The sequence below is a fragment of the Burkholderia sp. Ax-1719 genome (genome assembly GCF_011753055.1).
Taxonomy (GTDB): Bacteria; Pseudomonadota; Gammaproteobacteria; order Burkholderiales; family Burkholderiaceae; genus Paraburkholderia.
Genome location: NZ_VWWJ01000006.1, coordinates 57,015 through 78,285 on the forward strand (window position 1 = coordinate 57,015; position 21,271 = coordinate 78,285).

At 64.1% G+C, this 21,271-nt stretch carries 19 protein-coding genes and 2 tRNA genes; 17 read left to right on the forward strand and 4 right to left on the reverse strand.

What is annotated here, in order from left to right:
• Nucleotides 1-173: 173 nt before the first annotated feature.
• The 13 genes from rpoE to nagZ all read left to right on the forward strand — a co-directional run bounded on the left by rpoE (nt 174) and on the right by nagZ (nt 13,136).
• Nucleotides 174-773, forward strand: a complete 600-nt coding sequence (gene rpoE, locus F3J17_RS13655) for an RNA polymerase sigma factor RpoE (protein WP_167059007.1) — start codon at nt 174-176, stop codon at nt 771-773.
• Nucleotides 774-859: 86 nt separating this feature from the next.
• Nucleotides 860-1,525 carry a sigma-E factor negative regulatory protein gene (locus F3J17_RS13660; RefSeq protein ID WP_167059010.1) on the forward strand — a complete coding sequence of 222 codons (666 nt, stop codon included), beginning with the start codon at nt 860-862 and terminating at the stop codon, nt 1,523-1,525.
• 5 nt (nt 1,526-1,530) lie between these two features.
• Nucleotides 1,531-2,601 (forward strand): MucB/RseB C-terminal domain-containing protein, encoded by a 1,071-nt coding sequence (locus F3J17_RS13665; protein ID WP_167059012.1) that lies wholly within the window; start codon nt 1,531-1,533, stop codon nt 2,599-2,601.
• 20 nt (nt 2,602-2,621) lie between these two features.
• Nucleotides 2,622-4,157 (forward strand): DegQ family serine endoprotease, encoded by a 1,536-nt coding sequence (locus tag F3J17_RS13670; protein WP_167059015.1) that lies wholly within the window; start codon nt 2,622-2,624, stop codon nt 4,155-4,157.
• A gap of 62 nt (nt 4,158-4,219) precedes the next feature.
• Nucleotides 4,220-4,546: a glutaredoxin family protein gene (locus tag F3J17_RS13675; protein WP_167059700.1), complete on the forward strand. Its 327-nt coding sequence runs from the start codon at nt 4,220-4,222 to the stop codon at nt 4,544-4,546.
• A 185-nt stretch (nt 4,547-4,731) separates the two neighbouring features.
• Nucleotides 4,732-6,525 carry a translation elongation factor 4 gene (gene lepA / locus F3J17_RS13680; RefSeq protein WP_167059018.1) on the forward strand — a complete coding sequence of 598 codons (1,794 nt, stop codon included), beginning with the start codon at nt 4,732-4,734 and terminating at the stop codon, nt 6,523-6,525.
• 32 nt (nt 6,526-6,557) lie between these two features.
• Nucleotides 6,558-7,454 carry a signal peptidase I gene (gene lepB, locus F3J17_RS13685; RefSeq protein ID WP_167059020.1) on the forward strand — a complete coding sequence of 299 codons (897 nt, stop codon included), beginning with the start codon at nt 6,558-6,560 and terminating at the stop codon, nt 7,452-7,454.
• Between the two features lie 167 nt (nt 7,455-7,621).
• Nucleotides 7,622-8,728 carry a ribonuclease III gene (gene rnc / locus F3J17_RS13690; protein ID WP_167059023.1) on the forward strand — a complete coding sequence of 369 codons (1,107 nt, stop codon included), beginning with the start codon at nt 7,622-7,624 and terminating at the stop codon, nt 8,726-8,728.
• A gap of 54 nt (nt 8,729-8,782) precedes the next feature.
• Nucleotides 8,783-9,688, forward strand: coding sequence for a GTPase Era (gene era, locus F3J17_RS13695; RefSeq protein WP_205194783.1), 906 nt, complete (start codon nt 8,783-8,785; stop codon nt 9,686-9,688).
• Between the two features lie 78 nt (nt 9,689-9,766).
• Nucleotides 9,767-10,795 (forward strand): DNA repair protein RecO, encoded by a 1,029-nt coding sequence (gene recO, locus F3J17_RS13700; RefSeq protein ID WP_240160969.1) that lies wholly within the window; start codon nt 9,767-9,769, stop codon nt 10,793-10,795.
• Complete coding sequence (gene pdxJ, locus F3J17_RS13705; protein WP_167059026.1) at nt 10,792-11,559, forward strand: pyridoxine 5'-phosphate synthase; 768 nt, start codon at nt 10,792-10,794, stop codon at nt 11,557-11,559. Before recO ends, pdxJ begins: the two co-directional genes overlap by 4 nt.
• A 46-nt stretch (nt 11,560-11,605) precedes the next feature.
• On the forward strand, nt 11,606-12,013 hold the full coding sequence (gene acpS, locus F3J17_RS13710; RefSeq protein ID WP_167059029.1) for a holo-ACP synthase: 408 nt from the start codon (nt 11,606-11,608) through the stop codon (nt 12,011-12,013).
• Nucleotides 12,014-12,095: 82 nt separating this feature from the next.
• Nucleotides 12,096-13,136 carry a beta-N-acetylhexosaminidase gene (gene nagZ, locus F3J17_RS13715; protein WP_167059031.1) on the forward strand — a complete coding sequence of 347 codons (1,041 nt, stop codon included), beginning with the start codon at nt 12,096-12,098 and terminating at the stop codon, nt 13,134-13,136.
• A 107-nt stretch (nt 13,137-13,243) separates the two neighbouring features.
• On the opposite strand, the gene F3J17_RS13720 is transcribed toward nagZ, so the two are convergent.
• From F3J17_RS13720 to earP, 4 genes are all read right to left on the reverse strand, one after another.
• Nucleotides 13,244-14,629 (reverse strand): sigma-54 dependent transcriptional regulator, encoded by a 1,386-nt coding sequence (locus tag F3J17_RS13720; protein WP_167059034.1) that lies wholly within the window; start codon nt 14,627-14,629, stop codon nt 13,244-13,246.
• A 541-nt stretch (nt 14,630-15,170) separates the two neighbouring features.
• Nucleotides 15,171-15,383, reverse strand: coding sequence for a CsbD family protein (locus tag F3J17_RS13725; protein ID WP_167059037.1), 213 nt, complete (start codon nt 15,381-15,383; stop codon nt 15,171-15,173).
• Between the two features lie 296 nt (nt 15,384-15,679).
• Complete coding sequence (efp, locus tag F3J17_RS13730) at nt 15,680-16,237, reverse strand: elongation factor P (RefSeq protein WP_167059040.1); 558 nt, start codon at nt 16,235-16,237, stop codon at nt 15,680-15,682.
• A gap of 137 nt (nt 16,238-16,374) precedes the next feature.
• On the reverse strand, nt 16,375-17,598 hold the full coding sequence (earP, locus tag F3J17_RS13735) for an elongation factor P maturation arginine rhamnosyltransferase EarP (RefSeq protein ID WP_167059708.1): 1,224 nt from the start codon (nt 17,596-17,598) through the stop codon (nt 16,375-16,377).
• Nucleotides 17,599-17,795: 197 nt separating this feature from the next.
• Between earP and uvrC the strand changes: the two genes are divergently transcribed.
• The 4 genes from uvrC (at nt 17,796) to F3J17_RS13755 (ending at nt 21,206) form a co-directional block, all read left to right on the forward strand.
• Nucleotides 17,796-20,042, forward strand: coding sequence for an excinuclease ABC subunit UvrC (gene uvrC / locus F3J17_RS13740; protein ID WP_167059043.1), 2,247 nt, complete (start codon nt 17,796-17,798; stop codon nt 20,040-20,042).
• Nucleotides 20,043-20,166: 124 nt separating this feature from the next.
• The gene (gene pgsA / locus F3J17_RS13745; protein WP_167059046.1) at nt 20,167-20,757 is read left to right on the forward strand and encodes a CDP-diacylglycerol--glycerol-3-phosphate 3-phosphatidyltransferase; all 591 of its coding nucleotides are present in this window, start codon (nt 20,167-20,169) and stop codon (nt 20,755-20,757) included.
• A gap of 227 nt (nt 20,758-20,984) precedes the next feature.
• Nucleotides 20,985-21,060: transfer RNA gene (locus F3J17_RS13750), tRNA-Gly, on the forward strand.
• A gap of 70 nt (nt 21,061-21,130) precedes the next feature.
• Nucleotides 21,131-21,206, forward strand: a tRNA-Gly gene (locus F3J17_RS13755).
• Nucleotides 21,207-21,271: the final 65 nt, after the last annotated feature.

Genomic DNA, 21,271 nt, shown 5'->3' on the forward strand with positions numbered 1-21,271 from the left:
TTCCTTTTCGTTCCGGCTCTTGCGCTTGGGCAGGGCGTCCCCATTTAGTCCAGTTCCACCTCCAGCGGTGCGCTGTAAAGACTGTAACCGCTGTTACGCGCGTAACGTGGTGCCGTGGCGGTAACGCTACAATGAGGCCCCGCGTCCACTTCATGAGCTAACGGACTTTTCAGGTGAGCGAAAAAGAAATTGACCAGGTGCTGGTCGAGCGCGTGCAAAAAGGTGACAAGGCCGCGTTCGAACTGCTGGTCTCCAAGTACCACCGCAAGATCATCCGCCTGATCTCGCGCCTCGTGCGGGACCCCGCCGAGGTCGAGGACGTGGCCCAGGACGCCTTTATCAAGGCGTATCGGGCGCTGCCGCAGTTCCGTGGCGAATCCGCTTTCTATACGTGGTTGTACCGTATTGCGGTCAATACGGCGAAGAACTACCTTGCGACCCAGGGAAGACGCGCCCCCACCTCCACCGAAGCAGATGCAGAAGAAGCGGAAACTTTCTCGGACGCCGATCAACTAAGGGATATCAACACGCCCGAGTCGATGTTGATGAGCAAGCAGATCGCCCAGACGGTCAATGCTGCAATGGCGGTTCTACCGGAAGAGCTGCGCACCGCCATTACTCTTCGGGAAATTGAAGGTTTGAGTTACGAGGAAATCGCTGAAATGATGGATTGCCCCATTGGCACCGTCAGATCGCGAATTTTCCGCGCTCGCGAAGCCATTGCGGCAAAATTGCGTCCGCTGCTGGACACACCGGAAGGCAAGCGCTGGTAAAAAAGCCACGCTCGCGCCGGGCGCGCACGCAAGTCACTAAAGTGAGTGTGTCACTGCGGGGCTTCTGTAAAGAAATGGGGAGCATCATGGGGTCGGTTTCGATGCAATCGGTGTCAAGCTCGCACGGCGAGCGCCTGTCCGCCTTTGTCGATGGCGAATTCGCCGCTGCAAGTGCGAGTGAAGCGGACACGCATCTGAACGCTATTTTTTCCAGTCTCGACGACGAAGACCGCAAGGTCTGGTCGGCGTATCACCTGATCGGCGACGCGCTGCGCTCGGACGACCTGGCGATGAGCCCGGCCGCGAGCCAGTCGTTCATGGCGGGCTTTGCCGCGCGCTTTGAGGCGGAGCCGCACGTGCTGGCGCCTGCCGCCGTCGCCGCGGATGCTGCCGTCAGCACGCATAACGGTCGCGTCGCGCGTATTCTTTCGCTGCGTCGTCGCGTCATGCCGTCGCTGGCTGTGGCGGCTGCCGCAGCCACGCTTACGTGGATTGTCGTGCCGCAGATGCGTGGCGTCGGCATGGCCGGCGGTCCGCAGATCGCGGCCATGCAACCCGCGGGCGACAATGTCCAGCGCGTGGCCATGAACACCGTGCCCGTGCAGACGGCCGCCGTTCAGGATGGCAATATCATCCGCGACGCACAACTGGACGCTTATCTCGAAGCGCACCAGCAGTTCGCGCAGCAGCCGGTCATGTCGGATTCGATGCCGCTGATCCGCTCTGCCGCCCTTACCACGCAAGGCCAGTGAGTCTGATGCAGACATTGCGGTTGAATAACAATACATTCTGGGGGCGGTTGCCGGCATTCCTGTGCTGCGCAGCCGTAATGTTCACCGCTCTGTCTGCCGCCACGCGTGCGCATGCACAAGGCGCGTCGGCTGCTTCCGTTACGGATCCGGCCACGCGCCGGAGCGCCGCGCAGTGGCTCGACCGCATCCAGCAGGCCGCCCAGCAGCAGAATTACATCGGCACCTTCGTCTATCAGCGCGGCAACTACGTGCAGTCGTCGCGCATTACGCATTACGCGACGAAGAGCGACGGCGAGTTCGAGCAGCTCGAAAGCCTCGACGGCAAGCCGCGCAAGATGCTGCGCCATAACGACGACCTCTACACCTTCGTGCCGGAGCGCAAGCTCTGCGTCGTCGAAAAACGCCAGAACAAGGACGCGTTCCCGGCGCTGCTCGCCACCAGCGGCGACCAGGTGCTGTCCGTCTACGACCCGAAGATGCTCGGCACCGACCGTGTCGCCGGCATCGACAGCCAGGTCATCGAACTCGATCCCAAGGACACTTACCGCTTCGCCTACAAGCTGTGGGCGGACGCGAAGACGGGCCTGCTGCTGCGCTCGCAGACGCTCGATCCGTCGAACGGCCAGGTGCTCCAGCAGCTCTCCTTTACGCAGGTGAGCATTGGCGTGCCGGTCGATAAGGCGCCCATCGCAGCCGGCATGCGTAACACCGCTGGCTGGACCGTGGTGCGTCCGCCGCTTCAGACCGTCGATATGGAAGCGCAGGGCTGGAGCTTCGCGCAGACCGTGCCGGGCTTCGTCAAAATCCGCGAACTGCGCCGCCCGATGGCCGCGCGCGACGCCAGCGAGCCGCCGATCCCGGTCGATCAGGCTGTGTTCTCGGATGGCCTGTCGGCCGTGTCGGTTTTTGTCGAGCCGGTCGAGCACAACAGCCGCAAGGAAGGCGCGGGCAGCAACGGCGCGACCCATGTGCTGGTGAAGCGCAACGGCGATTACTGGATCACCTTGCTCGGCGAAGTGCCCCAGGCCACGTTGCAGCAATTCGCGTCTGCCATAGAATACAAGGCTCCCAAGTAACTCCTTCGGCCGAATACGATATGACGATCCTCCCGCTGCGCAAATTCTTCGCGGCCGCGGTGGTGGCGGTGTGCCTGCCGCTCGCCCCGCAAGTGGCAGCGGCGGCGCCTGCTGCCAATCTGCCTGATTTCACCGATCTCGTGGACAAGGTGGGCCCGTCGGTGGTCAATATCCGCACGACCACGCGCGTGACGCTCTCGCAGGGTGGCGGCGCGCTGCCACCGGGGATGGATAACGGCGATATGTCGGAGTTCTTCCGTCGCTTCTTTGGCATTCCGTTGCCGCAAGGTCCGCAAGGCGGTCAGGGCGGTGGCCAGTCGCCACACGGCGGACAGGGTGGGCAGGGCGGTCAGGGTAGCCAGGGCGGCCAGGATTCCGGCCCGGACAACGGCGACGAGCAGAACAGCGGCGTCGGCTCCGGCTTCATCATGACGAGCGACGGCTACGTGATGACCAACGCGCACGTCGTGGATGACGCCGACAGCATCTACGTCACGCTCACCGACAAGCGCGAATTCAAGGCCAAGCTGATCGGCGTGGACGACCGCACGGACGTCGCCGTGGTCAAGATCCAGGCGAACAACCTGCCGGCCGTGAACGTCGGCGATTCGAACAAGGTGCGCGTGGGCGAGTGGGTCGTGGCAATCGGTTCGCCGTTCGGCCTCGAAAACACTGTGACTGCCGGGATCGTCAGCGCCAAGGGGCGCGACACCGGCGACTATCTGCCGTTCATCCAGACCGATGTGGCCGTGAACCCCGGCAACTCGGGCGGCCCGCTCATCAACATGCAGGGCGAAGTGATCGGCATCAACTCGCAGATCTATAGCCGCACGGGCGGCTTCATGGGCATTTCGTTCGCGATTCCGATCGACGAGGCGATGCGCGTGGCGGATCAGCTCAAGACCACCGGCAAGGTTACGCGCGGCCGTATCGCCGTGGCGATCGGCGAAGTGACCAAGGACGTGGCCGATTCGCTCGGTCTGCCCAAGGCGCAGGGCGCGCTGGTGTCGAGCGTCGAACCGGGCGGCCCGGCCGAGAAGGCGGGCATCCAGCCGGGCGACATCATCCTGAAGTTCAACGGCCAGTCGGTGGACACTGCGACCGATCTGCCGCGCATGGTGGGCGACACCAAACCCGGCAGCAAGGCAACCGTGACGGTCTGGCGCAAGGGCCAGACGCGCGAACTGCCGATCACGATTGCGGAAATGCAGACGGACAAGGGCGCGAAGGCCGACCCGAAAAAGGCGCCGGAGCCGAAGCCGCGTGCGGCTAACGCGCTGGGTCTGTCGGTGACGGATATCCCGGCCGACCAGCTGAACCAGCTCAAGATCAAGGGCGGTGTGGTGGTCGATTCGGTGGACGGGCCAGCAGCGCGTGCCGGTCTGCAAAAGGGCGACATCATCCTGCGCGTGGGCGACACCGATATCGCCAACGCAAAGCAGTTCCAGGACGTTACCGCGCATCTGGACCCGCAGAAGATGGTCGCGATTCTCGTGCGTCGGGGCGACAATACGCAATTCGTGCCGATCCGCCCGCGCGGGCCGGCGCAGAAATAAGCGACAGACGTCAGTTTTAGAAGTTGGCAAACCAGCGAGTCAGCATCATGCCCAACACGCCCATGCGTACCTCGACCGCCACCCAGCCTCGCGCGGTGGCGCGCGCGAGCGCGCATCTGGTCCTGTTCGGCCGGGCGTGGTGTCATCTCTGCGAGGAAATGCGCGAAGCGCTCGAACCGCTCGCCGTGGCGGCGGGCGCGCGCCTCGACGTAATCGATGTCGATTCCGACCCCGAACTCGTCGCGCGTTACGACGAACTGGTACCGGTGCTGGTCTGTGACGGCATCGAACTGTGCCGTTACAGGCTCGACGAGGCGCGCGTGCGCGCCACGTTGGGACTGAGCGCCGACGCGCCCTACGTGCCCAAAAAGCCGCCGAGCGGGACCTGACGGAGCGGTTTTATCGCTCGTCAACCCGGCCGCAAGGTCAGGTCGCTGGCACAACACCTGCATGACTTCAACGCAGGGTTCGCCTGCGACACCCCTTTTCGGCTAAAATAGTTCGGTTTTTCATCTGTTTACGAGGCGTGCCCAGCTATCGTTGGGGCGCGCCTTTTTCGCTTGATCGGCACTGAATGGATCATATTCGTAACTTCTCGATCATTGCGCACATCGACCATGGCAAGTCGACGCTCGCCGATCGCATCATCCAGCTGTGCGGCGGCTTGTCCGACCGCGAAATGGAAGCGCAGGTGCTCGACTCGATGGATCTCGAGCGCGAGCGCGGCATCACGATCAAGGCGCAGACCGCAGCCCTCACGTACAAGGGACGTGACGGCAAGGTCTACAACCTGAACCTGATCGACACGCCGGGCCACGTCGACTTCTCCTACGAAGTCAGCCGCTCGCTGTCGGCGTGCGAAGGCGCGCTGCTCGTCGTCGACGCCAGTCAGGGCGTGGAAGCGCAGACCGTGGCGAACTGCTACACGGCGATCGAACTCGGCGTCGAAGTGGTGCCGGTTCTCAACAAGATCGACCTGCCCGCCGCCAACCCCGAAAACGCCATCGAGGAAATCGAGGACGTGATCGGCATCGACGCGACCGACGCCACGCGCTGCAGCGCGAAGACCGGCCTCGGCGTGGAAGATGTGCTCGAATCGATCATCGCCAATGTGCCGCCGCCCAAGGGCGATCCGGAAGCACCGTTGCAGGCGCTGATCATCGACTCGTGGTTCGACAACTACGTCGGCGTGGTCATGCTCGTGCGTATCGTCAACGGCACGCTGCGTCCGAAGGACAAGATCAAGCTGATGGCCACCGGCGCGCAGTATCCGGTCGAGCACGTCGGCGTGTTCGCGCCGAAGTCGCGCAACCTGGAATCGCTGTCGGCGGGCCAGGTGGGCTTCATCATCGCGGGCATCAAGGAACTCGCCGCCACCAAGGTGGGCGATACCGTCACGATCGTGAACCGTGCGGCGCCGGAACCGCTGCCGGGCTTCAAGGAAGTGAAGCCGCAGGTGTTCGCGGGTCTTTATCCGGTCGAGGCGAACCAGTACGACGCGCTGCGCGAATCGCTCGAAAAGCTCAAGCTCAACGACGCCTCGCTCCAGTACGAGCCGGAAGTGTCGCAGGCGCTGGGTTTCGGCTTCCGCTGCGGCTTCCTGGGCCTGCTGCACATGGAAATCGTGCAGGAGCGTCTCGAACGCGAGTTCGACATGGACCTCATCACCACGGCGCCGACCGTGGTGTACGAAGTCGTGCAGGCCGACGGCACGCTGATCAAGGTCGAAAACCCGGCGAAGATGCCGGAGCCGTCGCGCATCGCGGAAATTCGCGAGCCGATCGTCACGGTCAACCTGTACATGCCGCAGGACTATGTGGGTTCGGTGATCACGCTCTGTACGCAGAAGCGCGGCAATCAGATCAACATGCAGTACCACGGCCGTCAGGTGCAGCTCACGTACGAAATCCCGATGGCGGAAATCGTGCTCGACTTCTTCGATCGCCTGAAGTCGGTGTCGCGCGGCTATGCGTCGATGGACTACGAGTTCAAGGAGTATCGCAGCGCGGACGTCGTGAAGGTCGACATGCTGATCAACAGCGAAAAGGTCGATGCGCTGTCCATCATCGTGCACCGTTCGCAGTCGCTGTATCGCGGCCGCGAAGTGGCCGCGAAAATGCGCGAGATCATTCCGCGCCAGATGTACGACGTGGCAATTCAGGCCGCGATTGGCGCGCACATCATCGCGCGTGAGAACATCAAGGCGCTGCGCAAGAACGTGCTGGCCAAGTGTTATGGCGGCGACATCTCGCGTAAGAAGAAGCTCCTCGAAAAGCAGAAGGCAGGCAAGAAGCGGATGAAGCAGGTTGGCTCCGTGGAAATCCCGCAGGAAGCTTTCCTTGCGATTCTGCGCGTCGAAGATAAATAAGCCCGCAAATAAGCCGAACAACGGACCACTACATGAATTTTGCGCTGATCCTTTTTGTGCTCGTCATCTTGACGGGCATCGCGTGGGTTGCAGACAAGCTGGTTTTCATGCCGCGCCGGCGCCTCGCCGCCGATGCGGCCGTTGCCGAGTTCGACCGGCAGCAGCAACGCGTGGGCGAGCGTTTCGCCGACGAAAATGCGCCGGTTACGCGTCAGAACCTGCGTAACGAAAAGCTGCGCCAGCCGTGGTGGCTGGAGTACACGGCGAGCTTCTTCCCGGTCATCCTGGTCGTGTTCCTCGTGCGCTCGTTCGTGGTGGAGCCGTTCAAGATTCCCTCGGGTTCGATGGTGCCCACGCTGCTGGTGGGCGACTTCATCCTCGTGAACAAGTTCGACTACGGCATTCGCCTGCCGATCACCAACACGAAGATCACCCAGGGCCGTCCGCTCGAACGTGGCGACGTGGTGGTGTTCCGCTATCCGAAGGACGAGTCGGTCGACTACATCAAGCGTGTGATCGGCCTGCCGGGCGACGTGGTGGCGTATCAGGACAAGCAGCTCACGATCAACGGCCAGCCGGTGCCTGAAACGCCGCAAGCCGATTACTTCGACGAAGAGCGCATCGGTTACGCGAAGCAGTTCACGGAAGATCTCGGCAATGGCCGCAAGAACAACATCCTGAACAACCCGGCGGTGCCGCCGTTCGTCGTCGGCGCGGATGACTATCCGTATCGCGACAACTGCCAGTACAACGCACGCGGTGTGATCTGCAAGGTGCCGGCCGGCCATTACTTCATGATGGGCGACAACCGCGACAACAGCGCGGACAGCCGCTACTGGGGCTTCGTGCCCGACGCCAATATCGTCGGCCGCGCCTTCTTCATCTGGATGAACTTCAGCAGCCTGAAGCGCATCGGTTCGTTCCAGTAACGCGCATCGTGCGATGTGCGCGTAACGATTGATGCATAGTTCGATCGATACGCGCCACGCATCTTCGCGCGCTACTTGAAGAACCCGCGGCAACGCCGCTTCTTCACGGTTTTTCGCCCGCCGCCCCGCGTTTTCGCTGGGGGCGGCGGGCGCGTTATACTCTCCCCATGCCCCAATCTCCGTTGGAAAGCCGGCTGCGCTACGAATTTCGCAATGCGGAATTGTTGCGCCAGGCTCTCACCCACCGCAGTCACAGTGCCACGCATAACGAACGCCTCGAATTCCTCGGTGATTCGGTTCTGAATTGCGCGGTGGCGGCCCTATTGTTCCAACGTTTTGGCAAGCTGGACGAAGGCGATCTCTCGCGCGTGCGCGCGAATCTGGTCAAGCAGCAGTCGCTTTACGAGATTGCTCAGGCCCTGAATATTGCCGATGGCCTGCGTCTGGGCGAAGGCGAACTGCGCAGCGGCGGCTTCCGCCGTCCGTCCATCCTGGCTGACGCGCTTGAGGCCATCTTCGGCGCGATCTTCCTCGACGGCGGTTTCGACGCCGCCCAGACGGTCATCAAGCGCCTCTACGTGCCGATCCTCGATCACATCGACCCGCGCACGCTCGGCAAGGATTCCAAGACGCTGCTGCAGGAGTACCTGCAAGGCCACAAGATTGCGCTGCCCACCTACACGGTGGTGGCGACGCATGGTGCGGCGCACAATCAGCAGTTCGAAGTCGAATGCACCGTGCCCAAGCTCGACGTGAAGGTGTCGGGTTCGGGCGCGAGCCGTCGCGCGGCCGAACAGGCCGCCGCGAAGAAGGCGCTCGACGAGGTGATGGCGGCCGCGCCCGCGCTGGTCGCCAAGCCGCGCCGTTCGAAGGGCGCGCGCGCTCCCAAGGCCGAGCTTGAAGTCGTGCCGGGTGTAACGGGCGTGCAGGGCGCACTCGATCTGCGTGCGCCGGAGCGTCGTGCGCGCGGCGAACGTCCGACCACCGTGGCGGCGGCTGCCGCAGCGGCTGCGGGCGCGGAAGCCGCGCCGCTCGCCGTGATCCGTGCGGCGCACGTGCAGGACAAAGCTGTTGAAAAGACGGCGGAGAAGGGCGCCGATAAGCCCGACCGCTTCGACGCCGTGCCCTCGGCCGCTTCGATCGCACCGCGTGTTTCGCGCAATCGTGAGACGCAACATGGCGTCCAGGACGACAAGACGTCGTCCGGCACCGCCGAAACCAGCGCCGACATCGGCGCGGCCGTGCCCGTGCGCGCGGCCGATGCCGGCCACTGATTCCACCCGGGCGCGCGAACACTGCGCGCCCCGCTTTATTTTCCTGGTCCGATCATGAACGCACCTACTACCACTCCTGCCGGCTTCCGCTGCGGCATGGTCGCGATCGTCGGCCGTCCGAACGTCGGCAAATCCACGCTGATGAACGCGCTCGTCGGCCAGAAGATCAGCATTACGTCGCGCAAGGCGCAGACCACGCGCCACCGCATCACCGGCATCAACACGACCGACGACGCGCAGTACATCTTCGTCGATACGCCGGGCTTCCAGACGCGCCACAGCACGGCGCTCAATCGCTCGCTGAACCGCGCGGTGACGTCGACGCTGAGTTCCGTCGATGCCGTGCTGTTCGTGATCGAAGCCGGCAAGTTCGGCCCGGACGACCAGCGCGTGCTGGATCTGATTCCGCCGAACGCGCCGACGATCCTGATCGCCAACAAGATCGACGTGGTGAAGGACAAGGCCACGCTCTATCCGTTTATCCAGGAAGTGCAGAAGCTGCGCGATTTCCGCGAGATCGTGCCGCTGTCGGCCAAGAACACCGACGATATCAAGCGCCTGCTGGAGACGCTCAAGCCGTATCTGCCCGAAGGCGAGCCGATCTACGGCGAAGACGACCTGACCGATCGCAGCGAACGTTTTCTCGCCGCCGAAATCCTGCGCGAGAAAGTGTTCCGCTGGACCGGCGACGAACTGCCGTACACCAGCACCGTGATCATCGACAAGTTCGAGCAGGAAGGGCGTCTGCGCCGCATCTTCGCGACGATCCTCGTCGAGCGCGACACGCAGAAGGCCATGGTGATCGGCCAGAAGGGCGCCAAGCTCAAGCAGATCAGCACCGAAGCGCGTCTGGACATGGAGAAGCTCTTTGACGGTCCCGTGTATCTCGAAACCTTCGTGAAGGTGAAGAGCGGCTGGGCCGACAACGAAGCCGGCCTGCGCGCCTACGGCTACGAGTAACGTCTGGCCCTGCGGCTCTGGACGTATCCCAGCTTCAGCTATCCAGCGACAGCCATTTCAAGGTGCGAGTGAGCGGGCATGAGTGACGGCGAAGCCGGAACCCTGAACGATGACTGGTCCGCGCCCGACGCGGGCGCCGCCGATGCCGCCGAGGACGATTTCGAATCGCCCGGCGGCGGCTCAACGCGCGCGCGGGGTGCCAGTACGGGCAAAACAAGCGGAACCAGCAGCACCAGCGGCACGCGCAGCCGCCGCTCGCGCTCGCCGGCTTCGAGCGAGCGCGACATCAGCGAAGGCGCCGACGCCACGCTCGAACGCCGTCCGGATGCTCGTACCGCGCGCAAAACCACCGCACGCCCGCAACTGCCGCGCGCTTCCCGCAGCACGGCATCGGACTATCGCGTGTCCGAGCAGCCTGCCTTCGTGCTGCACAGCTATCCCTACCGCGAAACCAGTCTCATCATCGACGTGCTCTCGCGCGATCACGGCCGCGTCGCGCTGGTCGCGAAGGGCGCCAAGCGCCCGCATTCGGCCTTGCGCGGCGTGCTGCAGACCTTCCAGCCGCTCACGCTGAACTGGACTGGCAAGAACGAAGTGCGCACGCTGACCGGGGCGGAATGGGTGGGCGGCATGTTGCCGCTCGCGGGCGACGCGCTGCTGTGCGGCTTCTACGTCAACGAGCTGCTGGTGAAGTTTCTCGCCCGCGAAGACCCGCATCCGGCGCTCTTCAATCATTACGTCGTCACGCTCACGCGCCTCGCGCACGATCTGCCGCCCGTGCAGGTGCTGCGTTCGTTCGAGCGCGTGCTGCTGCGCGACACCGGCTACGCGCTGGCGCTCAACCGCACCGTCAATCGCCGGACCGTGGTGGCCGAGGGCCGCTATGTGTTCGATCCCGAACGCGGCGTGCGCGAGGCGTCCGACGAATGGCCCTCGCACTGGCCGGTGCTGTCGGGCCAGACATTGCTCGATATGGAAGAGGACGATTACCATCGACCCCAGACCGTCGCGCAAAGCAAGGCGCTGATGCGTTTCCTGCTGAACACTTACCTTGGCGGCACGCCGCTCGCGACGCGCCAGATCCTGATCGACCTGCAGAACCTATGAGCTTCTTCCTGACTTCGCCCAACGTGATCGACCTCGGCATCAACATCGACCACGTCGCCACGCTGCGCAACGCGCGCGGCACGACCTATCCCGATCCGATCCGCGCGGCGCTGCTCGCCGAAGAAGCGGGCGCCGATGCCATCACGCTGCATCTGCGCGAGGACCGCCGTCACATCGTCGATGCCGACGTGCGCAAGCTGCGCCCGCTGCTCAAGACGCGCATGAACCTCGAATGCGCGGTGACGGCCGAAATGCTCGACATCGCCTGCGAGATCAAGCCGCATGATGTTTGCCTCGTGCCTGAAAAGCGCGCGGAGCTGACGACCGAAGGCGGCCTCGACGTGGCGGGGCAGTTCGAAGCGGTCAAGGCCGCCTGCCGCCAGCTGGCCGATGCGGGCATCCGCGTGTCGCTGTTCATCGACGCCGACGAAACGCAGATCCGCGCCGCACACGAAGCCGGCGCGCCGGTGATCGAACTGCACACGGGCCGTTACGCCGAAGCGCACGAAGCCGCCGAACAGCAGCGCGAATACGAGCGCGTGGTGGAGGGCGTGAACTGCGGCGTGGCGCTGGGCATCAAGGTCAACGCGGGCCACGGCCTGCACTACACCAACGTGCAGCAGATCGCCGCCATCGAAGGCATTCACGAACTCAACATCGGCCACGCCGTGGTCGCGCATGCGATCTTCGCGGGCTGGGAAAACGCCGTGCGCGAGATGAAGGCGATCATGGTGGCGGCGCGCCTCGCGGCTACGCGCGGCTGAGTTCGCCCACCTGCACAACGAACCACGACGCAAGACGAGGGAACGCATGGCGATCTACGGTATCGGCACCGACATCATCCAGATCAGCCGCGTGGCGGCGACGATGGAGCGCACCGGCGGACGTTTTGCCGAGCGCATCCTCGGCCCCGACGAGCTCAAGGTCTACCATGCGCGCAAGGCGCGCTCGGAAGTGCGCGGCCTGGCCTATCTGTGCACGCGCTTTTCCGCGAAGGAAGCCTTCTCGAAGGCAATCGGCCTGGGCATCCATATGCCGATGACCTGGCGCGCCGTGCAGACGCTCAACGCGCCCGGCGGCAAGCCCTACATGGTGGCCTCGGGCGAACTCGCGCTCTGGCTGGAGGAGCGCGGCATCACCACGCAGGTGACGATCACCGACGAGCGCGACTATGCCGTCTCCTTCGTGATCGCCGAGACCGACCAGCCGCAGCGCTAATCCACTTCACCGCGCGTGCCCGCCGAAGGCGTGGCGCGCGGTCTCAAACTGGCCGGACACGGCCCTCAAAGTCCAAATATCGATGAAACGAATTCCCGGACCGGTCATGCTCGACGTGGTCGGCACGACGCTCAACGATGACGACGTGCGCCGCCTCGCGCATCCCTCCACCGGCGGCGTGATCCTGTTCGCGCGCCACTATGAAAACCGCGCGCAGCTCGTTGCGCTGACCGATGCGATCCGCGCGGTGCGCGACGATCTGCTGATCGCCGTGGACCACGAAGGCGGCCGCGTGCAGCGTTTTCGCACCGATGGCTTCACGGTGCTGCCCGCGATGGGACGCCTCGGCGCGTTGTGGGACAAGGACGTGCTGCTCGCCACCAAGCTGGCGACCGCGGTGGGCTACATTCTGGCGGCCGAGCTGCGCGCCTGCGGCATCGACCTGTCGTTTACGCCGGTGCTCGATCTGGGCTACGGCCAGTCGAAGGTGGTCGGCGACCGCGCGTTCCATCGCGATCCGCGCGTCGTCACGATGCTCGCCAAGAGCCTGAACCACGGTCTCGCGCTCGCGGGCATGGCGAACTGCGGCAAGCATTTCCCGGGACATGGTTTCGCGACCGCCGATTCGCACGTTGCGGTGCCGGTGGATGAGCGTCCGCTCGAATCGATCCTCGGTGAAGATGCGCAGCCTTACGACTGGCTCGGCCTGTCGCTCGCGGCGGCGATGCCCGGTCACGTGATCTATCCGAAGGTCGATGCCAAACCGGCCGGCTTCTCGCGCATCTGGGTGCAGGAGATCCTGCGCGATCGCCTGCGTTTCACGGGCGCGATTTTCAGCGACGATCTGTCGATGGAAGCGGCGCGCCAGGGCGGCACGCTGACCGAAGGCGCGCGCGCCGCGCTGGAGGCGGGCTGCGACATGGTGCTGATCTGCAACCAGCCGCACGAAGCGGAAAAGGTGCTCGACGCGCTGCGCACCGAGGAGCCGTCGCGCGAGCGCAAGGCATCGGCCAAACGCATCAAGAAGCTGCAAGGTCGCGGCAAGGCGCTGAGCTGGGACAAGCTGGTGGCCGATCCGGCGTATCTGTCGGCTCAGTCGCTGTTGCGCAGCGTGATGCCTTAAGTGAGCTAAGCGGATGCGGTGGCGCGCAAGCGTCACGCTGAAAAACTAACGGCGGCGCCTTCGATCATTTCGATCACGAAGGGCCGCCGTTTTTGTTTCCGCTGCGTTCAGTTCAGGCGCATCCGCTGCAGCTTGTTGTAGAGCGTCTTCGGACTGATGCCGAGCAGCGACGCCGCACGATGGCGCGTGCCGCCCACCGCGTCGAGCGTGGCGCGGATCAGCATTTCCTCGACATCGGCGAGCGGTGTGCCCACCTGCACCTGCACGCGGCCGCCATTCGAATCGCGACTCGATGCGCCGCTGCTTTCCTCGGCCTGCAGCGTTTCGAGCACGTCGCCCGAGGCATGCCAGGCGCGCTTCACGCGTTCCTGAAGCTCGCGCACATTGCCGGGCCAGTCGTACGCCAGACACTCGCGCACGAAGGAGGGCGCGACAAGCCGCGTGGTGCCCGTCAGGCCACGCGTATGCGCTTCCAGATTCAGTTCGTCGACGCAGGCGGCGGCCAGCAGCGCGGCGTCTTCCTCGCGCTCGCGCAGCGGCGGCAGTTGCAACGCCGCCGCGTCCAGACGCAGCCACAGATCTTCGTGCAGCATGCCTTGCTGGACGGCGTCGCGCGGCACGGCCCGCGTGGCCGCGATGAGGCGGAAATCGGTGCCCACTTCGCTGCTGCCGCCCACGCGCATGAAAGTCTGCGAGTCGAGCGCGCGCAACAGCGCTTCCTGCTGCTGGCGCGGCAGTTCGGTGAGTTCATCGATGAACAGCGTGCCGCCGCTTGCCTGATCGACCAGACCCGGCTCGCGCTGTTCCGCGCCATTGAACGCGCCGCGCTCATGGCCGAACAGGATGCTGGCGAGCGGGCGGCCGCTGGCGGCTTCGGCGGCCACCGAACGCGCGTCGCACACCACGAACGGTCCCTTACGACGACGGCTCAGCTGATGCAGCGTGCGTGCCGCGACTTCCTTGCCGGTGCCGGGTTCGCCGTGTACGAGGATCGCCGATTCGGTGGGCGCGAGTTGCTCGATCGCGTCGTAGACATGCTGGATCGCGCTGCTGCGTCCGAGCATCGGGCCGAAGCGGCCGAGCAGGCGCAGGTTTTCGCGCAGCGTGCGGACCTCTTCGGTCAGCTCGTACGGGCGTGGAATGCGCGCGAGCAGGCTGCGCAGACGCGGAATGTTGACGGGCTTGAGCAGATAGTCCCAGATGCCGTGGCGCAGGCCTTCGATCGCGCTTTCGACCGTCGCGTTGCCAGTCATCACGATCACGGGCAGCGCGCCGCCGGGCGGCTGGGCGGGCAGGTGGGGCAACAGTTCGAGGCCGCCGCCATCGGGCAGGTTCAGGTCGACGAGCACAACATCGGGGATGAAGCGTCCGAGTGCGGCGCGTGCGTCGGCCAGAGTGGCGGCGGTGTCGACGGAGAAACCGTCGGCGGCCAGGATGGCGGAGAGGCCTGACAGGCTATTAGGATCGTCTTCGACAATCAGGGCGTGTGGCATGGCGGAATCGGCTTACCGATGGACGAAAAGCGGGACTAGAAGCGGGGCGAGAAGCGAGGCGCAAAGCGGCCGGACCGACGCGCCCGTGCACGCCTTGTCGCTCAACTGTGCGACAGACGCGACGTAGCGGCGCGACAGGGCGCGGCACGATACGGAATTAGTCACCGAGATCACCTGCGTGTCTCGAGTCAGATTGTTCAGTTCCGGTCCTCCCCAGATTGGCACGTTGCAGACTGCGCTGGCTGCGGATTTCTTCGAATCGCCTGAGTCACTAGTCGAACTCAACGATCCGGTTTGACGTCATTCGCCCGCCCACCAGTCGCGCCTTGCTTGCGCGCAGACCCTGCCCATCGCGCGATGCGACGTTCGGGCCGTACTACCCCCATGCTGAAGGTCCGTCGGCAACCGCACCGCTCATGCGAGTGCGGATTGCCGCAGACCGACCTGGTTACCTGCTTTGTTAGTCTGCTTTGTCAGTCGATTGCGACTGGCTTGCCAGTCGTTACCACGCCAGCCCAATGTGCCCGATCTGCCGGCTCGATCATTCGTCGAACGGCCGATGCGCATCGAACCAGCGCTTCACTTCCTGTTCCGCTTCGTCACGCGTCTTGCCGTAGCGCTCCTGGATCAGGCCTGCGAGGCGATCGGCGCGTCCTTCGGCCTTGGTCAGCTCGTCGTCCGTCAACTCGCCCCATGCCGCCTTGGCCTTGCCGATCATCTGCTTCCACTTGCCTGCCGCGATGTCATTGTTCATCGTGTTTCTCCTGGTTTCGATGGAAGGTCGCGCTCGCGCGCTATCTCAAAAGAAAACCAGCAGAAACCATGCCATGAGCGCCTGGCCTTGCTGCTGCAACATGCGGTAATTTTAAGCGACTGCTAAACCGGTAAGGTTTTCCCATGCAGTCACAAACATACACGCTCGGGAAAAAAAGAAAAAGCGCCCCGAGGGGCGCTTTTACGATTGCATCCGCCACGCATGGAAATTCGCGTTTCGGCTGCTTACTCACAGCCGTGCGGCGCATGACGCGCCGCCAGGGTGTTGCCGGAGCCTCAGGCGCGGCTGCGGTACTCGTTGGTACGCGTGTCGATTTCGATCTTGTCGCCGATGTTGCAGAACAGCGGCACTTGCAGTTCGAAGCCGGTTTGCAGCTTGGCGGTCTTGAGGACCTTGCCCGACGACGTGTCGCCCTTGACTGCCGGTTCCGTGTAGATGATTTCGCGCACGAGGACCGTCGGCAGTTCGACCGAGATGGCCTTCTCGTTGTAGAACACGACTTCGCAAGCCATGCCGTCTTCGAGGTAGTTGAGGGCGTCGCCCATCATCTCGCCTTCGACTTCGTACTGGTTGTAGTCGGCGTCCATGAACACGTACATCGGGTCAGCGAAGTACGAGTACGTCACTTCCTTGCGCTCCAGAACCACGACGTCGAACTTGTCGTCGGCCTTGTAGACGGTTTCCATGCCTGCGCCGGTCAGCAGGTTCTTGAACTTCATCTTCACGACAGCCGAGTTACGGCCCGACTTGTTGTACTCGGCCTTCTGCACGACCATGGCGTCGTTGCCGATCATGACGACGTTGCCGACGCGGAGTTCCTGTGCGGTCTTCATAAAAAAACTGTCCTGTCCAGATTAAATAGCTTCGAGTGTGCGCGACGGCAAACGTCGCAAGCGATTCGCGTTTCCCGTTCCGGGCGGAGCCACGGCGTGGATCGAAGCGCTTGAGACGGCTGCCGTCGGGTAACCGCTTATTTTAACTGACTTTTTGCGAATTCGGCTAGATTTCCACCGAGATCGCCGGCCTGCGCCAATTCATGTGCCCACGCCTGCGCACGCGCCTTGTAGGCGGGCAGATGTCGGGAGAAATCGTTCCAGTTCGCGCGGATATCGGCCGCCGGATGGCCGTCTGGCGCGCAGTTGCCGTTCCATGCGTGCCAGAACTGTTCGAGCGCGCGCCGGGGCGCTTCGTCGAGCGTGCTGGCGTAGTGTTCGAGCGCGGCGTCGAGCTTGGGCAGATGGGCGTCGTCGCCCTGGGGATAGATGTGCCAGACGAACGGGCGCGCGGCCCATTGCGCGCGCACGAACGAGTCTTCGCCGCGCACGAAGTTCAGGTCGCTGGCCCAGAGCAGGGCGTCGTAGCCGGGTTGCTCCGTGAAGGCGAGTCCGTGCGCGGTCAGCGCGCCGCGCTCGGCGCGCATGCCCGCACCGAACGATTCGACGCCGAAAAAGCGCGCCAGCGCCCCGGAGATACGGCCTTGCGGCACCAGCAGGACGATGGGCGTCGGGCTGTCGCGCCATTGTTCGAGCAGCGCGTCCACGGCGGGGCTTTCGTAGGCGAACAGCGAGATCACGATGGCTTCGGGCGCGGGCGGCGGCCCGCCCGTGACGCTTTGCCACCAGGCATCGCGCGCCTGCGGCGAGGCTTCGAACGCCGCGCGCGCGCCGTCCAGATCGCGCTCCTTGAGCACGCCGCCCGTCCCCTTGCCGAGTCCGGGGAAGAAGAAGTGCTTGAGCAGCGGGTAGCGCGGGTGCGGCGAGGGGCGCAGGTGGAAGTCGGCCACCCAGTCTTCGGCGCTCAGATATTCGAGGTTGAACCACACCGGCTTGCGCTCGCGCTGCGCCATCGCGGCGACGTAGATCGGCGGCAGTTCGCAGGCGAACGCCTCGATCACAACATCGGCGATCTGTAGCGTCTCACCCGCATGCGTGGGCTCGTGCCAGTGCTCGATCACGACGCCGTCGATGCTCTGCGTCGCGCGCTGCGGATCGAGCGTGGGACACAGCCGCTGGAAAGACGCGAGATCGTCGACGAAGAGGCGCACCTCCCAGTCGTGCTCGTGCGCGAGCTGGCGCGCGAGACGCCAGCACACGCCGATATCGCCGAAATTGTCGATCACGGCGCAGAACAGGTCGCAGGCGATGCGCGTCGAGGCTGCGTCGGCGGGTTGGGTGGGGCGTGAGTCGTGGGGCATGGTGGCAAGTGAGCGCAAGGGCGCGGAAAGCGGCGACGGCGGCATCGGCTCCAGCATCGCCAGGTGCCAGTGGGCACGCCAGGCAAGCGGATTCGGGGCCGCACGGAATGATCTAAACTTGCGATTCTAGGACACCGGCATGACGGCGTCGCGAAGGCGGCCGGCTTGCCTCATCAAGCCTCACATAGCCCCACTGGATGACCGCTTCCACCGAACCCGACGCACCCAACGTTTTCGACCCGAAAGAGGTGCTTGCGCAGTTGCCGCATCTGCCCGGCGTCTATCGCTATTACGATGCGCAGAACGCGGTGCTCTACGTGGGCAAGGCGCGCGATCTGAAAAAGCGCGTCTCAAGCTATTTCACCAAGACGCAGCTTTCGCCGCGCATCGCCATGATGGTCACGCGCATCGCGCGCATCGAGACCACGGTGACGCGCTCGGAAGCCGAGGCGCTGCTGCTCGAAAACAACCTCATCAAGGCGCTCGCGCCGCGTTACAACATCCTGTTTCGCGACGACAAGTCCTATCCGTTTCTCAAGCTCACCGGCCACACGTTTCCGCGCATGGCGTATTACCGTGGCGCGGTCGATCGCAATAACCAGTACTTCGGCCCGTTCCCGAGCGCCTACGCGGTGCGCGAGAGCATCCAGATCCTGCAGCGCGTGTTCCAGTTGCGCACCTGCGAAGATTCGGTGTTCAACAACCGCACGCGGCCTTGCCTGCTCCATCAGATCGCACGCTGCACCGCGCCGTGCGTGGGTGCGATCAGCCAGGAAGACTATGCGCGCGACGTGAGCAATGCCTCGCGCTTCCTGCTCGGCCGTCAGGGCGAGGTGATGAAGGAGCTGGAAACCAAGATGCACGCGTTCGCCGCCGAGCTGAAGTTCGAGCAGGCCGCGTCGGTGCGCAACCAGATGAGTTCGCTCTCGACCGTGCTGCATCAGCAGGCGATCGAGACCGGAAGCGAAAGCGATGTCGATATCCTCGCTGTGGTGGCGCTGGGCGGGCGCGTCTGCGTGAATCTCGCGATGGTGCGCGGCGGGCGGCATCTGGGCGACAAAGCTTACTTCCCGGCGCATGTCGAACGCGCACTGACGGATGAAGAAGGCGGCGTGGCCGAGGAAATCGCCGACGAAACAGTGGTCGCGGCGGCGGCGCTGAAGTCATTGCCCTCGCTGGCGCGCAAGGCGCTGGTGGAAGGCGCGGCGGCGCACGCGCAGGCGGAAGAAGCGAATGAAGCTGAAGACGCGGCCGAGCAGCCCGATCCGCTCGCCATCGCTGCCGATCTTGAAGACGAAGCCGGTGAGGAGGGCGACGCGCTGGATGCTCAAGACGCCGAAATCGAGGCAGCTACCGCGCCGAAGCCATCCACGCGCCGATCGCGTACAGGCGGCATCGAATCCGAAGTGCTCGACGCTTTCATCGCGCAGCATTACTTCGGCAATCGCGTGCCGCCGGTGCTGGTGGTGAGCCACCCGCCCGCGAACCGCGAGCTTGTGGACGTGCTGTCGGAGCAGGCCGGCCATAAGGTCGCGGTGCTGCGCCAGCCGCAGGGGCAAAAACGCGCGTGGCTCGCGATGGCCGAGCAGAATGCGCGGCTTGCGCTGGCGCGGCTGCTGTCCGAACAAGGCTCGCAGCAGGCGCGCACGCGCACGCTCGCGCAACTGCTCGGGCTCGAACTCGACGACCTGGCGCACCTGCGCATCGAGTGCTTCGACATCAGCCACACGATGGGCGAGGCGACCCAGGCGTCGTGCGTGGTCTATCACCACCACAAGATGCAGTCGAGCGAGTACCGGCGCTACAACATCACCGGCATCACGGGCGGCGACGATTACGCCGCCATGCGCCAGGTGCTCACGCGCCGCTACGAAAAGATGGTCGCGCAATCGGCGCGCAACGAAGCCGATGAGGCGCAGACGCTGCAGACCGAATCGAGCGATCCCACCGATGCGAGCGCTTCGCCCGATGGCGCGGAGCCGGTCGCCGCGGGCGGCTTGCTGCCCAATATCGTGCTGATCGACGGCGGCAAAGGGCAGGTCGAAATCGCGCGGCAGGTCTTCGACGAACTGGGACTCGACCCTGCGATGCTGGTGGGCGTGGCGAAGGGCGAGGGGCGCAAGGTCGGCCTCGAAACGCTCGTTTTCGCCGATGGCCGCGCGCCGCTCGAACTCGGCAAGGAGAGTGCGGCGCTGATGCTGGTCGCGCAGGTTCGCGACGAGGCGCACCGTTTCGCGATCACGGGCATGCGCGCCAAGCGCGGCAAGACGCGACAGACCTCGCGCCTGGAAGAGCTCGAAGGCGTGGGGGCGAAGCGGCGTCAGCGCCTGCTCGCGCGCTTCGGCGGTCTGCGCGGCGTGATGGCCGCAAGCGTCGAGGATCTGGCGAGCGTCGAAGGCATTTCGCGCGCGCTCGCCGAGCAGATCTACCAGCAACTGCATTGACGCCCGCGCCCTGCCACGCCTGCGTGAGGCTCGCCGCCTTACGTTTGCTTGTGGCAGGTGCAGCGAAGCGGCACAATTGCATCTCCCATAATTGCAATCTCCCCCTGACAGACTGCGCCACCCGATGCCGTTCAATATCCCGATTCTCCTGACGTGGCTGCGGATCGTGCTGATTCCGCTCGTGGTTGGCGTGTTCTATCTGCCGCAGACAATGCTGAGCCCGATGCAACAGAACAGCTCGGCGATGCTGATCTTCGTGCTGGCGGCGCTCACCGACTGGTTCGACGGTTTTCTCGCGCGCAAATGGAATCAGACCTCGTCGTTCGGCGCGTTTCTCGATCCGGTCGCCGACAAGCTCATGGTGACCGCAGCGTTGCTCGTGCTGGTGCATCTGCAACGGCTCGACGCCGTGATCGCACTGGTAATCGTGGGCCGCGAGATCGCGATTTCGGCGCTGCGTGAATGGATGGCGCAGATCGGCGCATCGAAGAGCGTGGCGGTGAACCAGCTCGGCAAGTTCAAGACCGCGTGCCAGATGGTGGCGATCCCGATGCTGCTGTTCTACGCGCCGTTGACGATCGGCGGCGTGACCTTGTTCGATTCGCGGGTGTGGGGCACGTGGCTGATCTACGTGGCAGCCGTGCTGACGATCTGGTCGATGCTTTACTACATGAAGCTCGCGTGGCCGCAGATTCGCGAGCGGGGCAGCCTCTAAGCCTTGATGGACGGGGCTTTCAGGCGGTTGCGTGAAGGCCGCCGCGAAGCCCTGGCGAATCTTTTTTCAAAAAGTTCGCACGAAGGTGTTGACAGGATTCAGCGGCTTATACATAATCTCACTTCTCCGCTGCACGACAAGCAGCAAACGAAGCAGATGCGGTGGAGATAGCCGAAGATAAGTGGCAAATCAACGGTGAAGCAGTAAAGAAGTACGGCAGTAAATATGCGGGAGTAGCTCAGTTGGTAGAGCGCAACCTTGCCAAGGTTGAGGTCGCGAGTTCGAGCCTCGTCTCCCGCTCCATATTAAGGTGCAGCGTTTTACGAAAGTGTGAAACGAGGCGCCAGGCAGTACAAGCAGTACGGTAGGTTATGCGGGAGTAGCTCAGTTGGTAGAGCGCAACCTTGCCAAGGTTGAGGTCGCGAGTTCGAGCCTCGTCTCCCGCTCCATTTAGAAAGGGGAAGCAGTGCTTCCCCTTTTGTTTGGCGACGCTGAAAGCGTTCGCATCAAACAG

Bases quoted from the DNA above. Each gene is read 5' to 3' on its own strand.
- pgsA (WP_167059046.1), top strand. From the start codon at position 20,167: ATGCCGTTCAATATCCCGATTCTCCTGACGTGGCTGCGGATCGTGCTG.
- era (WP_205194783.1), top strand. From the start codon at position 8,783: ATGAACGCACCTACTACCACTCCTGCCGGCTTCCGCTGCGGCATGGTC.
- F3J17_RS13670 (WP_167059015.1), top strand. From the start codon at position 2,622: ATGACGATCCTCCCGCTGCGCAAATTCTTCGCGGCCGCGGTGGTGGCG.
- F3J17_RS13720 (WP_167059034.1), bottom strand. From the start codon at position 14,629: ATGCCACACGCCCTGATTGTCGAAGACGATCCTAATAGCCTGTCAGGC.
- lepB (WP_167059020.1), top strand. From the start codon at position 6,558: ATGAATTTTGCGCTGATCCTTTTTGTGCTCGTCATCTTGACGGGCATC.
- rnc (WP_167059023.1), top strand. From the start codon at position 7,622: ATGCCCCAATCTCCGTTGGAAAGCCGGCTGCGCTACGAATTTCGCAAT.
- efp (WP_167059040.1), bottom strand. From the start codon at position 16,237: ATGAAGACCGCACAGGAACTCCGCGTCGGCAACGTCGTCATGATCGGC.
- F3J17_RS13665 (WP_167059012.1), top strand. From the start codon at position 1,531: ATGCAGACATTGCGGTTGAATAACAATACATTCTGGGGGCGGTTGCCG.
- pdxJ (WP_167059026.1), top strand. From the start codon at position 10,792: ATGAGCTTCTTCCTGACTTCGCCCAACGTGATCGACCTCGGCATCAAC.
- uvrC (WP_167059043.1), top strand. From the start codon at position 17,796: ATGACCGCTTCCACCGAACCCGACGCACCCAACGTTTTCGACCCGAAA.
- lepA (WP_167059018.1), top strand. From the start codon at position 4,732: ATGGATCATATTCGTAACTTCTCGATCATTGCGCACATCGACCATGGC.
- F3J17_RS13660 (WP_167059010.1), top strand. From the start codon at position 860: ATGGGGTCGGTTTCGATGCAATCGGTGTCAAGCTCGCACGGCGAGCGC.
- acpS (WP_167059029.1), top strand. From the start codon at position 11,606: ATGGCGATCTACGGTATCGGCACCGACATCATCCAGATCAGCCGCGTG.
- recO (WP_240160969.1), top strand. From the start codon at position 9,767: ATGAGTGACGGCGAAGCCGGAACCCTGAACGATGACTGGTCCGCGCCC.
- earP (WP_167059708.1), bottom strand. From the start codon at position 17,598: ATGCCCCACGACTCACGCCCCACCCAACCCGCCGACGCAGCCTCGACG.
- F3J17_RS13675 (WP_167059700.1), top strand. From the start codon at position 4,220: ATGCGTACCTCGACCGCCACCCAGCCTCGCGCGGTGGCGCGCGCGAGC.
- F3J17_RS13725 (WP_167059037.1), bottom strand. From the start codon at position 15,383: ATGAACAATGACATCGCGGCAGGCAAGTGGAAGCAGATGATCGGCAAG.
- nagZ (WP_167059031.1), top strand. From the start codon at position 12,096: ATGAAACGAATTCCCGGACCGGTCATGCTCGACGTGGTCGGCACGACG.